The sequence below is a fragment of the Micromonospora sp. ATLC16 genome (genome assembly GCF_057196645.1).
Window position 1 is genome coordinate 38,988 of the sequence record NZ_JBXUOW010000025.1, and the last position, 12,249, is coordinate 51,236.

At 71.8% G+C, this 12,249-nt stretch carries 11 protein-coding genes and 1 pseudogene; 5 read left to right on the forward strand and 7 right to left on the reverse strand.

Annotated features, from left to right (window positions below; all coding sequences use genetic code 11):
• Window positions 1-222: 222 nt before the first annotated feature.
• The 4 genes from AC2CHE_RS13165 to AC2CHE_RS13180 are packed head-to-tail and all read right to left on the reverse strand — an operon-like array spanning window position 223 to window position 4,451.
• The gene (locus tag AC2CHE_RS13165) at window positions 223-1,032 is read right to left on the reverse strand and encodes an inositol monophosphatase family protein (RefSeq protein WP_484505193.1); all 810 of its coding nucleotides are present in this window, start codon (window positions 1,030-1,032) and stop codon (window positions 223-225) included.
• On the reverse strand, window positions 1,025-1,477 hold the full coding sequence (locus AC2CHE_RS13170) for a response regulator (RefSeq protein ID WP_484505194.1): 453 nt from the start codon (window positions 1,475-1,477) through the stop codon (window positions 1,025-1,027). The genes AC2CHE_RS13165 and AC2CHE_RS13170 overlap by 8 nt, the downstream gene beginning before the upstream one ends.
• Window positions 1,474-3,249, reverse strand: coding sequence for a sensor histidine kinase (locus AC2CHE_RS13175; RefSeq protein ID WP_484505195.1), 1,776 nt, complete (start codon window positions 3,247-3,249; stop codon window positions 1,474-1,476). The genes AC2CHE_RS13170 and AC2CHE_RS13175 overlap by 4 nt, the downstream gene beginning before the upstream one ends.
• Window positions 3,246-4,451 carry a PP2C family protein-serine/threonine phosphatase gene (locus AC2CHE_RS13180; RefSeq protein WP_484505196.1) on the reverse strand — a complete coding sequence of 402 codons (1,206 nt, stop codon included), beginning with the start codon at window positions 4,449-4,451 and terminating at the stop codon, window positions 3,246-3,248. Before AC2CHE_RS13180 ends, AC2CHE_RS13175 begins: the two co-directional genes overlap by 4 nt.
• A 204-nt stretch (window positions 4,452-4,655) precedes the next feature.
• On the opposite strand from AC2CHE_RS13180, the gene AC2CHE_RS13185 reads away from it, so the two are divergent.
• Window positions 4,656-7,034 (forward strand): M28 family peptidase, encoded by a 2,379-nt coding sequence (locus AC2CHE_RS13185; RefSeq protein ID WP_484505197.1) that lies wholly within the window; start codon window positions 4,656-4,658, stop codon window positions 7,032-7,034.
• 4 nt (window positions 7,035-7,038) lie between these two features.
• Here the strand turns inward: AC2CHE_RS13185 and AC2CHE_RS13190 are convergent, their stop codons facing one another.
• From AC2CHE_RS13190 to AC2CHE_RS13200, 3 genes are all read right to left on the reverse strand, one after another.
• Window positions 7,039-7,293, reverse strand: coding sequence for a Smr/MutS family protein (locus AC2CHE_RS13190; protein ID WP_013736060.1), 255 nt, complete (start codon window positions 7,291-7,293; stop codon window positions 7,039-7,041).
• A 115-nt stretch (window positions 7,294-7,408) separates the two neighbouring features.
• Complete coding sequence (locus tag AC2CHE_RS13195) at window positions 7,409-7,774, reverse strand: tetratricopeptide repeat protein (protein WP_484505198.1); 366 nt, start codon at window positions 7,772-7,774, stop codon at window positions 7,409-7,411.
• Between the two features lie 86 nt (window positions 7,775-7,860).
• Complete coding sequence (locus tag AC2CHE_RS13200; RefSeq protein ID WP_484505199.1) at window positions 7,861-8,613, reverse strand: ROK family protein; 753 nt, start codon at window positions 8,611-8,613, stop codon at window positions 7,861-7,863.
• Between the two features lie 60 nt (window positions 8,614-8,673).
• On the opposite strand from AC2CHE_RS13200, the gene AC2CHE_RS13205 reads away from it, so the two are divergent.
• From AC2CHE_RS13205 to AC2CHE_RS13220, 4 genes and pseudogenes are all read left to right on the forward strand, one after another.
• Window positions 8,674-10,311, forward strand: coding sequence for an ABC-F family ATP-binding cassette domain-containing protein (locus tag AC2CHE_RS13205; RefSeq protein ID WP_484505200.1), 1,638 nt, complete (start codon window positions 8,674-8,676; stop codon window positions 10,309-10,311).
• Window positions 10,312-10,348: 37 nt separating this feature from the next.
• Window positions 10,349-10,600: pseudogene (locus AC2CHE_RS13210) on the forward strand (hypothetical protein); the annotation flags it as partial.
• 136 nt (window positions 10,601-10,736) lie between these two features.
• The gene (locus AC2CHE_RS13215) at window positions 10,737-11,462 is read left to right on the forward strand and encodes a methyltransferase domain-containing protein (RefSeq protein ID WP_484505201.1); all 726 of its coding nucleotides are present in this window, start codon (window positions 10,737-10,739) and stop codon (window positions 11,460-11,462) included.
• A 186-nt stretch (window positions 11,463-11,648) separates the two neighbouring features.
• Entirely contained in the window at window positions 11,649-12,191 is a 543-nt protein-coding gene (locus tag AC2CHE_RS13220; protein ID WP_484505202.1) for a phospholipase, read from the forward strand.
• Window positions 12,192-12,249: the final 58 nt, after the last annotated feature.

Genomic DNA, 12,249 nt, shown 5'->3' on the forward strand with positions numbered 1-12,249 from the left:
AAGGCCGCCGGTCAGGATACCGGAACCGGCCCTCCCGACCAGCCCACCGACCCCACAACCCCGACAACCCTCGACCCTCCGCGACCGCCCGCTCACCCTCCGCCCACTCCAGCCCGGCCACCCTGCGTTGATCATGAGGTTAGCGGCAGCTTCTGAGATCAAACTTGCCGTCAACCTCATGATCAACGCGGCAGTGGGGTGGGGGTCAGGTGGGGGTGGGGGTCAGGTGGGGAGGAGGGTGGTTTGGACCTTGGTCCAGATGTCTTGGTTGGCGGCTATCAGCAGGCCGTGTTCGGTGTCGGCGGGGTGGTAGTCCGTGCCGTCGAGCCGGCGGGCGACGCCGCCTGCGGCCCGCACCAGCAGGGTGCCCGGGCCGTGATCCCAGGGCAGGGTCCGCCAGAACAGCACGAACTGCTGTCGGCCGGTGAGCACGTCGAGATACTCGCGACCCGCGCAGTGCTGCCCCGGCAGCAGCTCACCGAGGCGCGCACCGCCCGCCTCCACCGTGCGCCGGGACGGCCCCGGCAGGAACTTCGTCATCGCGGTGCCCCGCAGCTCACCCGTCGGCGGCGCCCCGTCGGGCAAGCGCAACGGCCGACCGTCCAGGTACGTGCCCTCGCCGGTACGGCCGGTCGCCAGCGCGTCGGCCAGCGGGTCGAACACCCAGGCGGCCGCCGGCTCACCATCGGTGAGCAGGGAGACCATCAACGCGAATGGGCGGCGGCCCGCGGCGAAGTTCGCGGTGCCGTCGACCGGGTCGACAAGCCACACGTCCCCCGAGGCACGCAGGTGACGCAGCAGGTCGGGATCGTCGGCCACCGCCTCCTCGCCGACCACCACCGAACCGGGACGCAGCCGGAGCAACCGGGCGCTGATCATTTCCTCGGCCCGCCGGTCAGCGACGGTGACCACCTCACCGGGGGCCTTCTCGCTCACGTCGGCGGCGTCGAGATGGCGGAACAGGGGCAGCACGACGCGGTCGGCAGTCTCCCGCAGCAGCCCGGCGACGTCGTCGAGCAGGGTGTCAACCACGTGGCGGCAGCTTCACCACGCTGACGAAGAACTCGTCGATCTGCCGAACCACCGTGATGAACTGCTCGAAGTCGACCGGCTTGGCCACGTACGCGTTCGCGTGCAGCTGGTAGCTGCGCAGGATGTCCTCGTCGGCCTGGGAGGTGGTCAGCACCACCACCGGGATCCGGCAGAGCTGCTCGTCGTTCTTGATCTCCTCCAGCACCTCCCGGCCGTCCCGCCGGGGCAGGTTCAGGTCGAGCAGGATCAGGTCCGGCAGCTCGGCGTCCGCGTACTGGCCCTCGCGACGCAGGTAGGCCAGCGCCTCGGCACCGTCGGATACGACGTTGAGCCGGTTGCGCAGCTTGTGCTCCTCGAACGCTTCCTGGGTCATCAACACGTCGCCCGGGTCGTCCTCGATCAGAAGCACCTCGATCGGGCTGTTGCCGTCCGCCGGTGCGGTCATCCCACCGCCTCCTTCATGCCACCTGCCTCATCGCCGGCCTGTGACAGGCCGGCGACGGCCGAGGGGCGCTCCGATCCGCCGCCGGCCTCGGCGCCGACGGTACCGTCACCCGCCGGGACCTCGTCATCGGCCCGACCCACCGCCGCGTCCGTTCCGACCTCCGCCGGATCGGGTCCGTCCGCCGCGTCCCCGTCCGCACCGGTGGTGCTCTTGGCGTCCTCGACGTCGGCGGGCAGCGCGGGCAGGGTGAAACGGATCGCCGTCCCCTCGGGCACGTCGGTGTCCACCCAGACCCGACCGCCGTGGTACTCCACGATCTTCTTGACGATCGCCAACCCGATCCCGGTGCCCGGATAGGCATCCTTGGCGTGCAGTCGCTGGAAGATGACGAAGATCTTGTCGGCGAACTCCGGCTCGATCCCGATGCCGTTGTCCTGGCAGGTGATCTCCCAATCCTCGCCGATCAGCCGGGCCGAGACGTGCACCTTCGGCGGAACATCCGCCCGACGGAACTTCACCGAGTTGCTGACGAGGTTGACCAGCAGGTTGGTCAGCAGCGGATCCTCGCCGCGGATCACCGGAAGCTCGCCCCAGGTCAGCTCGGCGTCGGCGTACTGCCGGGCCGGCTCGGTCTGTGCCGCCACCTCCGCCATCAGGCGGTTCAGGTCGACCTCGGTGAAGCCCGTGGTGAGCCGCCCGATCCGGGAGAAGGCCAACAGGTCGTTGATCAGCCGCTGCATCCGCTGCGCGCCGTCGACCGCGAAGGCGATGTACTGGTCGGCCCGCTCGTCGAGCCGCCCGGCGTAGCGCCGTTGGAGCAGCTGGCAGAAGCTCGCCACCTTGCGCAGCGGCTCCTGCAGGTCGTGCGAGGCGACGTAGGCGAACTGTTCCAGGTCACGGTTGGACCGGGTCAGCTCCTCGGCCTGCTTCTGCAACTGGGTGTTGACCCACTCGATCCGCTCCCGCGCCTCCCGCACCTCGGCCAGATCCGCGGCGATCTTCTGCCGCATGGCGTCGACGTCCTCGCCGAGACGCTGGAACTCCGGCGGACCGGTGCCGGTGATGCCGTTGCCGTAGTCGCCGACGGCGACCTCCCGGACCTGCCCGGCCAGGCTCGTCAGCGGGCGGATCACCATCCGCTCCAGCGAGGTGATCAGCACCAATCCGGCGACGACCACCACGAGCGCCGCGATGACCAGCAGCAGCACCAGCAGGTTGCTGGTGCTGCGTACCTTCGCGGCGGCCTCGTCGCGAAGCTCGAGGATGCCGTTCTGCAGCACGTCCACGGCGACCCGGATCTGGTCGAACTGCTGCCGCGACCGGTCGTTGAGCAGTTGCTGGCCAGCCACGGCGCCACCGTCCTCGATGGCGCCGATGACCGGCAGGGCGACCGCCTGCCGCCACTGCTCCGCCCGCTGCTGCACCGTGTCGAACTCGTCGCGCAGTTCCGGGTAGCCGGTCAACAGCCGGTCCATCGAGGCGGCCAGCTCCTGCTCGCGCTGCCGGCCGGTGTCGAACGGGACGAGATCCTCCCGCTCGCCGGTCAGCGCGTACCCGCGGATCGCGGTCTCCTGGTCGACCAGGACCGCGAGCAACTCCTGGGACTGGACCCGCAGCGGACCGGTCTGGTTGAGCAGCGCGTCGATGTGCGCCCGGTTGCGGGTGGCGACCACCGCCTCCGCGACGGCCACCCCGAGCAACAGCAACCCGACGACCGCGACGAGCACGGCCAGCCGGCCGCGCAGGTTCCAGCCGGCACCCGTGGTGGTCACCGGCCACCACCCCGCGTGATCAGCAGCATCGCCACGTCGTCGGCGAACGGGCCGTCGTTGAGCTGCTCGGCCCGCCCGACCAGCCAGGCCGGTAGATCGGACAGCGCAACCGCCCGACTGTCCGGCTCGGCCAGCAGGCGGGTCAGGCCGGGCACGTCGAGCCGTTCGTCGCCCGCGCCCATCCGGCCCTCGATCAGACCATCGGTGTACATCAGCAGAGACCAGTCCTCGGTGTCGAACTTCAGGTCGAAGGCGACGGGCCGGCGTGGCCGCACGCCGAGCAGCAGACCACCCGGCGCCGGCACCGGCGTCACTTGCCCCCCGGCGAGCAGCACCGGTGGCGGATGGCCGGCCAGCCGCACCGTCGCCCGGCCGGCCTTCAGGTCCAGCCGAGCCGTCGCCACGGTCGCGAAGATCTCCTGCAGCCGGCGCTCGCTCATCAGCACCTGTTCCAGCGCGGGAAGCACCTCGTCGTCCGGCACTCCGGCGAGAATCAGCGCCCGCCAGGCCACCCGCAGTTCGACGCCGAGGGCCGCCTCGTCCACGCCGTGTCCGCAGACGTCACCGATGATCAGATCCACCCGGTCTGGACGGGTCTGCACCACGTCGTAGAAGTCCCCGCCGATCAGGGCGGCGTGCCGGCCGGGCCGGTAGAAGGTGTGTACGGCGATCTGATCGGTCGACATCAGCGGCTGGGGCAGCAGGCCGCGCTCCAACCGGGCCGACTCGGCCTGGCGCAGCTCCACCTCACGCAGCCGGCGGGCGTTCTCGTCGGCCCGTTTACGCTCCACCGCGTAGCGCAGCGCCCGGGTCAGCAGCACCCCGTCGACCTGACCCTTGACCAGGTAGTCCTGTGCCCCCTCGGCAACCGCCACGATGCCCAGATGCTCGTCGGTGCGGCCGGTGAGCACACATACGGCCGCGCTGCCGGACATCTCCAGCACCTGCCGCAGCCCGTCCAGCCCCTGCGCGTCGGGCAGCCCCAGGTCGAGCAGTACGCAGTCGACCCCCGCGATCCGTCGGCGGGCCTCGCTCAGGCTGGTGGCCACCAGCAGGTCGATCCCGGAGTTCGTCTCGGCCAGCAACTCGCCGACCAGGAAGGCGTCACCCTCGTCGTCCTCCACCAGCAGCACGCTCAGCCGCTCCCCGGGCGGCAGGTTCGGGTTGCCACCCAGCCCGCCCTGCGGATACGGCCACGACACGACGGAGGGACCGGTCGTACCGGTCCCCCGGACCGGCCGGGTCACCGCCGCGACTGGCGGCTGATCGCTGGTGATGTCGGGCTCCTTCCGAGTGCCCTGCTGATCCTGTATTAGACAACGTTCGCACACAACACGACGGGCCACCCTCAGGTGGCATGGAGGATGATGTCCACCCCAGGACCACCCCCTCGCAAGGAGCCACCCGTGGGCGCACCCCCCAGTCCCGTCACCGACTGCGCCCTCACCCGGCCACGTCGACGTTGTCTCGCCGCGCTGGCGGCACTCGTCGCGCTCGTCGCCGTCGGCGCGAGCGCCCTGCTCGACCTGCGTCCTCCGGCACCTCGCCCGGCCGACACGCCGACCGGCGAGTTCAGCGCGGCACGAGCGTACCCGCACGTGACGCAGGTTGCCGGGCGGCCGCACGTCGCGGGCAGCCCAGCCAACGACGAGGTCCGCGGCTACCTGGAAGGCGTGCTGCGTGATCTCGGGTGGGAGACGCAGGTGCAGGACACGGTCGCCGAGGAGGCCGGGCAGCTCAGCGGCGCGGCGGGCGGCGCCACCCTGGCCCGGGTCCGCAACGTGGTGGCGCGGCTGCCCGGCACCGCCCCCACCGGGACGGTGTTCCTGGTCGCCCACTACGACGCGGTGCAGACCGGGCCGGGCGGCAACGACGACGCCGCAGGGGTCGCGACCGTCCTGGAGGTGGCCCGTGCGCTGACCGACGGTTCGGCGCCCCGCAACGACATCGTTCTCGTGCTCACCGACGCCGAGGAGGCGTGCCTCTGCGGAGCCTCGACGTTCGCCTCCGAGCATCCGCTCGCCGTCGGCAAGGGCGTGGTGCTGAATCTGGAGGCAAGGGGTCGCACCGGTCCGGTGATCATGTTCGAGACGTCGCCGGAGAACGCGCGCCTGGTCGAGGTCTTCGGCCGGGCCGCACCGCACCCGGTGGGCACCTCATTCGCGGTGGAGGTGTACCGCGCGCTGCCCAACGACACCGACTTCACCGCCTTCCTCGACGAGGGGTTCCTCGGGCTGAACTCGGCGTACCTGGATGGCGGTGCGATCTACCACACGCCGCTGGACACCCCCGCCTCGATGGACCGGGCCAGCCTTCAGCACCACGGTGACAACACCCTCGGTGTCGCCCAGGAGTTCGGTCGGATCGACCTCGGTGACCTACGCGCCGGTCACGACGCCACCTACTTCCCCGTGCCCGGCGGCCTCGCCCGCTATCCCGGCTGGCTGGTGCTGCCGTTGGCGCTCCTGGCGCTGGCCGGCGTGGTCGTGCTCGGCTGGCTGGCGCGACGCCGGAACCGGGTCACCACCGGTCGGCTGGCCGCCGGCTTCGGCCTGGCCCTGGTGCCGATCGTGGTGGCACCGCTGGGCGCCCAGTTCCTCTGGGCGGTGATCGTCGCGCTCCGGCCGGGCAACGCCGAACTGCTCGACCCGTACCGGCCGACCTGGTACCGGCTGGCCGTGTTGGCGCTCGCCGCCGCCGTCGTGTTCGCCTGGTACGCGCTGAGCCGACGGCGGATCGGCCCGGCCGCGCTGGCGATCGGCGGGCTCGGCTGGCTGGCGCTGCTCGGCGTACTGCTGGCGTTCCTGGCGCCCGGCGGGGCCTACCTGGCGACCCTGCCCGCCCTGGCCGGGGCGCTCGGCGGGCTGGTGGCGCTGGCCACCCGCCTCGACGGGCCGGTACCGGTGATCGCGGTGACCGTCGCGGCCGCGGTCGCGGTGCTCCTGCTGCTCCCCACCGTCGTGCTGCTCTTCCCGGCGCTGGGCATGGCGATGGGCGGCGTCGCGGCGCTATTCGCGGTGCTGCTCGGTCTCGCCGCGCTGCCCGTGATCGACCTGCTGCACCCGCAGGCCGGCGGTCAGCGGGGCACGACTGCGCTGCGGGCGCGCCGACTCGGTACCCTGCCGGCCGGGGCCGCCGCGCTGGCCGTGGTGGTCCTCGCCGGGGTCGGCATCGCCGTCGACCGGTTCGACGCCACGCATCCCGCACCCACCCACCTGATGTACGCGCTGGACGCCGGCACCGGCCAGGCCCGCTGGCTCAGCCACGAGAGCGATCCGCAGCCCTGGACCGACGAGTACGTGGACGGCCCGGTCGAGGTCGCCGACGAGTTCCCCGGAATCGGCGGCGACGAGTTGCTCGGCGGCCCGGCACAGCCGGCGGACCTGCCCGCGCCCCGGCTGGACGTGCTGACCGACACCACCGCCGCAGGCGAACGCACACTGACCCTCCGGCTCACCCCACAGCGTCAGGTACGCCTGGCCACCCTGCACGTCGACACGAACACCGCCGAAGTGCGGCGGGCCGAAGTCGCCGGCCGGCCGGTCCCGGTGGAGGCCCGCGACGGCCGCTGGGGGTTCGGGGTGGTCTTCCACGCCCCACCGCCCGAAGGGATCGAGGTCACGCTGACCGTCACGCCGAAGGCGGACCGGGTCGCGCTGCGCGCGATGGACGCCAGCGACGGCCTCGACGCGCTGCCCGGATTCCGCCCCCGCCCACCGGACGTCGGCGTCGCCGGCTCCCACACCTCCGAAATGCTCGCCGTCGCCCGCACCTACCCACTGTGAGGAGCTACTTCCACCGGAAGTGGACGAAGAGGCGGCCGAAGTTCTTGGAGTCCTTCTCGACCCGGTGGTAGAGCTGCTTGACGTCCTTCTGGTCGAGGAAGCGCAGCACCCGCTTCTTGAGCTGACCGGAGCCCTTACCCGGGATGATCTCGACGAGGGTGGCCTTCTTGGCCACCGCCTCGTCCATGATCCCGCGCAGCGCCCGGTCGATGTCGTGGCCCTTGTTGAAGATGTCGTGCAGGTCCAGCTTCAGCTTCATGCCACGTCCACCGTCCGCTCGGCCGCCATGCGGCTCATGGTAGGCGGGTCGCCGGTCGGCACCAGACGTCGAGAGGGCAGCCCGGTCGGGCTGCCCTCTCGACACGCGTCCGGGATCAGCGGCCACCGACCCGGGTCTCGACCCGACGCAGGGCCGTCGTGTAGTCGTCGTTGGACGAGTGCATGGCCGCCGCGATGCGCAGGTGACGCAGCGCGTCGGGGTAGCGGTTGAGCCGCTCCAGCGTCCGGCCCAGCACGTGGTGGGCGTAGTGGTCGCTGGGGTTGCGGTCGACCAGCTCCCGCAGCTGCTCCTCGGCCCGGTTGAGCTGTGCCGACAGGAAGTAGGCCCGGGCCAGCAACTGGCGTACGGAGGCGTTGTCCGGCTCCGCCTCGATGATCGGTTCGAGCAGCCGGGCCGCGCTGCTGGGGTCGCCCGCCTCGAAGAACAGGGTCGCCCGCCGGTACTCGGCCAGCAGATCCATGCCGCCACCCCCTCCGTGTCGCACCACTGCTCCGACGCTGGCACAACACCGGCCGTACCGCGACTGTTCCCGGTGGCTTCTCCTGCCTACACGGTGGCGAGGTCCCAGGCGCGGACGCCGCCGACTATGCCGGCGCTGTTGGGGATCACCACCACGTCGTCACCCATCCGGTTGAGCTGCTCGGGCCGGATCCGCCGCGAGTTCCCGCCACCGAGGTAGAGCCGGTCCCAGCGGAACACCGGACGCAGCCCCTCCACCACCTGCCGGATCCGTCGGGACCAGAACGCGTCGCCCAGCCGGCGGCGCTCGGGCTCGCCGACGTACGTGTCGTAGGTGGTGCCCCAACGCACCGGGGCATGGGACAGTTCGAGGTGCGGGGCGAGCACCCCACCGTCGAAGAGGGCGCTGCCCAGCCCGGTGCCGAGGGTCAGCACGAGTTCGCAGCCGGTGCCGGCGACCACCCCGGCACCGTGCACCTCGGCGTCGTTGAGCACCAGCGCCGGCAGGCCGAACGCGGCCGAGAGCGCGCTGCGGGCGTCGAACCCGGACCACTCGGCGAGCAACGCCGGGTCGACCCGGCTACGTGGGCCCGAACGGGTCACGTAGTGCGGGGTGGCCACCACCACCCCGTGCCGGATCATGCCAGGCAGACCGACCGTCACCCGACCGGGTGCCGGCAACCGACCGCCGAGTTCCACGAGCGTGCGGACGAACAGGTCCGGCGGCAGCGGGTACGGCGTCGGCACCCGCATCGGCTGAGCCCGCATAGTGCCCGCGCCGTCGAGGACGGACGCCTTGATCCCGCCGCCCCCGCAGTCGATCGCCAGAGTGGTCAACACGCACGTGAGTCTGCCTCGTCGCAGGGTCCGCCGCGCGACGACGGGTAGGCTCGGCTGCTTGTGAGCGCCACGCTGATCGCCCGGGACCTCGCCGCCGGGCACGGGGAACGCACCCTCTTCACCGGCCTGGACCTCGTGGTCGCGCCCGGCGACGTGGTCGGCCTGGTCGGGGCCAACGGGGCCGGCAAGTCGACGCTGCTGCGTACGCTCGCCGGTCTGTTGCCGGTCGAGGCCGGCAGCCTCGCGGTGAGCCCGCCCGGCGCGAGCGTCGGGCACCTGCCCCAGGAGCCGGAGCGCCGCCCCGGGGAGACGATCCGGGCGTTCCTGGCCCGCCGCACCGGCGTGACCGGGGCGCAAGCTGCGCTCGACGCGGCGACGGAGGCGCTGACCGCCGGCGCCCCGGGCTCGGACGACGCGTACGCCGCCGCGCTGGAGAGCTGGCTCGGGCTCGGCGGCGCCGACCTGGACGAGCGGGCCGAGGAGGTGGCCGCCGAACTCGGCCTCGCCGTCGATCTCGACCAGGAGATGACCAGCCTCTCCGGCGGCCAGGCCGCCCGCGCCGGCCTGGCGTCGCTGCTGCTCAGCCGGTACGACGTCTTCCTGCTCGACGAGCCCACGAACGATCTCGACCTGGCCGGGCTGGACCGGCTGGAGAACTTCGTGACCGGGCTGCGCGCCGGCACCGTGCTGGTCAGCCACGACCGGGAGTTCCTGGCCCGCACGGTGACCTCGGTGCTGGAGCTGGACCTGCACCAGCAGCAGGTGAACCACTTCGGCGGTGGCTACGCGGCGTACCTGGAGGAGCGGGCGGTGGCCCGCCGCCAGGCGCGCGCCGACTTCGAGGAGTACGCCGACACCCGGGCCGCGCTCCAGGCACGGGCGCATACCCAGCGGTCGTGGATGGAGAAGGGGGTCCGCAACGCCCGGCGCAAGACCACCGACAACGACAAGATCGGCCGCAAGGTCCGGTCCGAGGCGTCCGAGAAGCAGGCGGCGAAGGCCCGGCAGACCGAGCGGCTGATCGAACGCCTGGAGGTGGTCGAGGAGCCACGCAAGGAGTGGGAGCTGCGGATGGAGATCGCCGCCGCGCCTCGCGCCGGCGCCGTCGTGGCCACGCTCCGCGAGGCCGTGGTACGCCGGGCGGATTTCGTCCTCGGCCCGGTGAACCTCCAGATCGACTGGGCGGACCGGGTGGCGGTGACCGGGGCGAACGGTTCCGGCAAGTCGACCCTGCTGGCTGCCCTGCTCGGCCGGTTGCCGCTGGACGCCGGCCAGGCCGCGCTGGGGCCGGGCGTGGTGGTCGGCGAGGTGGACCAGGCCCGGGGACTGTTCCTGGGTGACGCGCCGCTGCTGGACGCGTTCCGGGCCGCGGCGCCGGACGTGTCTCCGGCGGACGCGCGTACTCTGCTGGCCAAGTTCGGCCTGCGCGCGCAGCACGTGCTGCGACCGGCCGCGACGCTCTCCCCGGGCGAACGGACCCGGGCCGCGTTGGCCCTGTTGCAGGGGCGCGGGGTCAATCTGCTGGTGCTGGACGAGCCGACGAACCACCTTGATCTGCCGGCGATCGAGCAACTGGAGTCCGCACTGGCCAGCTTCCCGGGCACGCTGCTGCTGGTGACCCATGATCGGCGGATGCTGGAGGCGGTACGCCTCGACCGGCGGTTGCGGGTGGACGCCGGGCGGATCACCGAGTTTTGATCCGGCGGAATCCGGACGGCGGGGTGACAATGACCCCATGCTGAGGTGGGAGTACGCCCTGTTGGTGCGCCGCCGCCAGGCCGCCACCAACGACCTCGGGTTCGAGGTCATCTTCTCCTGGTACGGCCCCGACGGTTCCATGATCGACGTCACGCCGTACGGCGACACCGCGCTGGCCCACCTCAACCGGGCCGGCGACCAGGGCTGGGAGTTGGTCGCGATGAGCGAGGACCCGTCCCTGCCGGGGAACAACGAGTTGCACCGCTACCACCTGAAGCGACCACGGACGGCGCCCGCACCGCGGCAGCGGATGCGTACGGGGCGTCCTCGACGGCCCATCGCGCGTTGACCTGGCGCGAGTTTCAGGGACAACCGGCGCATACCGGGCAGCTATCCGGGTAACGGGCCGGCCGGAGGTGGCCGCCATGGTCGCGTTGGCACACACTCCGTCCTCCGCCGAGCGGCTGCGGGCGGTGGACGGGTTCCTCAGCGAGGCGTGGCTGGACCAGGTCCGCCACGACGAGCGGCTGCGCCCGCTCGGTGTCGAGGTCCGCTTCGACCGGGGCATCGCCCACCTGACCGGCGAGGTCGACGAGCCGGCACAGCTGCGACTGGTCCGCGAGCAGGTCGGCCGGCTGGCCGGCGTCTTCGGCGTCTGGTGCCGGGTACGGGTCGGCGGGCACGACCCGGTGGTGGTCGACCTGGGTTGCGGCGCCACCAAGCAGTGGCCGGGCAATCTGGGGCTGGACATCTTCCCCGCCCAGGGGGTGGACGCGGTCGCCGATCTCTCCGGCTCCCTGCCGCTGGCCGACGACTCGGTCGACGTGCTGTTCGCGGTGCACATCCTGGAGCACCTGATCGACTTCCTGCCCCTGTTGGACGAGTGTCACCGGGTGCTCCGCCCCGGGGGCGTGCTGCATGTGATGAGCCCGTGGTGGGGGCATGTGAACGCGGTGGCCGACCCGACCCACGTGCGGCTGCTGGACGTGCAGACCGTCAAGGGCATCTGCGTGATGAGACCACCCGGCACCCCGCGCTGGTATCCGCTGCACGCCGGCAGCGACGGCGCGTCGATCTTCGCCGACCTGACCCCGCTGGGACCGGAGGACGACGGTCCCAGCGCCATCCACCTGGCCCGCTTCTTCGACTAGGCAAGTCCGCTCGACGAAGTGTCCTGGACACCGCTGGTGTCCAGGACATTCGTCTGTTTGGGCACAGGTCACCAATATTTCTCGCGGGAAACACCGGCAGGCCGGGCCATCGATCGAGACTGATCGAACTCCGATGACTCGCCGGTAACAACTCGCTCAACCGCCCACCCCCGCGGAGGTACCACCATGCCCAGACGTCTCGCCACCATCCTCACCTCGGGCGTACTCGCGCTGCTCACCGCTCTCGCCGTGGCCTCCCCCGCCACGGCGGCCGTCACTCCACAGCAGAAGTTGTCGGTCCTGTCCAACTGGACCCAGACCAGCGCCAGCAGCTACAACGCCTGGTACTCCGCCCGGCAGAATCGCGCGCCCTGGTCCGAGTACAACTTCGACTGGTCCACCGACTACTGCTCGTCCAGCCCGGACAACCCGCTCGGGTTCAAGTTCAGCCTCTCCTGCGCCCGCCACGACTTCGGCTACCGCAACTACAAGGCGGTCGGCCAGTTCAGTGCCAACAAGCCGCGCCTCGACAGCGCCTTCTACGCGGACCTGAAGCGGTCCTGCGCCACCTACAACTCCATCGTCCGGCCGGCCTGCCTGAGCCTGGCGTGGACCTACTACCAGGCCGTCGCCATCTTCGGGTCGGTGGCCGCCGTCCAGCAGTCCGACATCGACCGGGCCGCCCGGATGAAGGCCGACGCCGAGCGCCGCGCCCGCGCCCGCGCCTGACGAACAGTGACGGACGCCCGGCAGCGACCGGCGTCGGGCGTCCCGCTGCTCAGGGCCG

Excerpts from the sequence above, each read along its gene's own strand:
- AC2CHE_RS13170 (WP_484505194.1), bottom strand. The coding sequence starts at position 1,477 with ATGACCGCACCGGCGGACGGCAACAGCCCGATCGAGGTGCTTCTGATC.
- AC2CHE_RS13195 (WP_484505198.1), bottom strand. The coding sequence starts at position 7,774 with ATGGATCTGCTGGCCGAGTACCGGCGGGCGACCCTGTTCTTCGAGGCG.
- AC2CHE_RS13220 (WP_484505202.1), top strand. The coding sequence starts at position 11,649 with ATGCCCAGACGTCTCGCCACCATCCTCACCTCGGGCGTACTCGCGCTG.
- AC2CHE_RS13190 (WP_013736060.1), bottom strand. The coding sequence starts at position 7,293 with ATGAAGCTGAAGCTGGACCTGCACGACATCTTCAACAAGGGCCACGAC.
- AC2CHE_RS13215 (WP_484505201.1), top strand. The coding sequence starts at position 10,737 with ATGGTCGCGTTGGCACACACTCCGTCCTCCGCCGAGCGGCTGCGGGCG.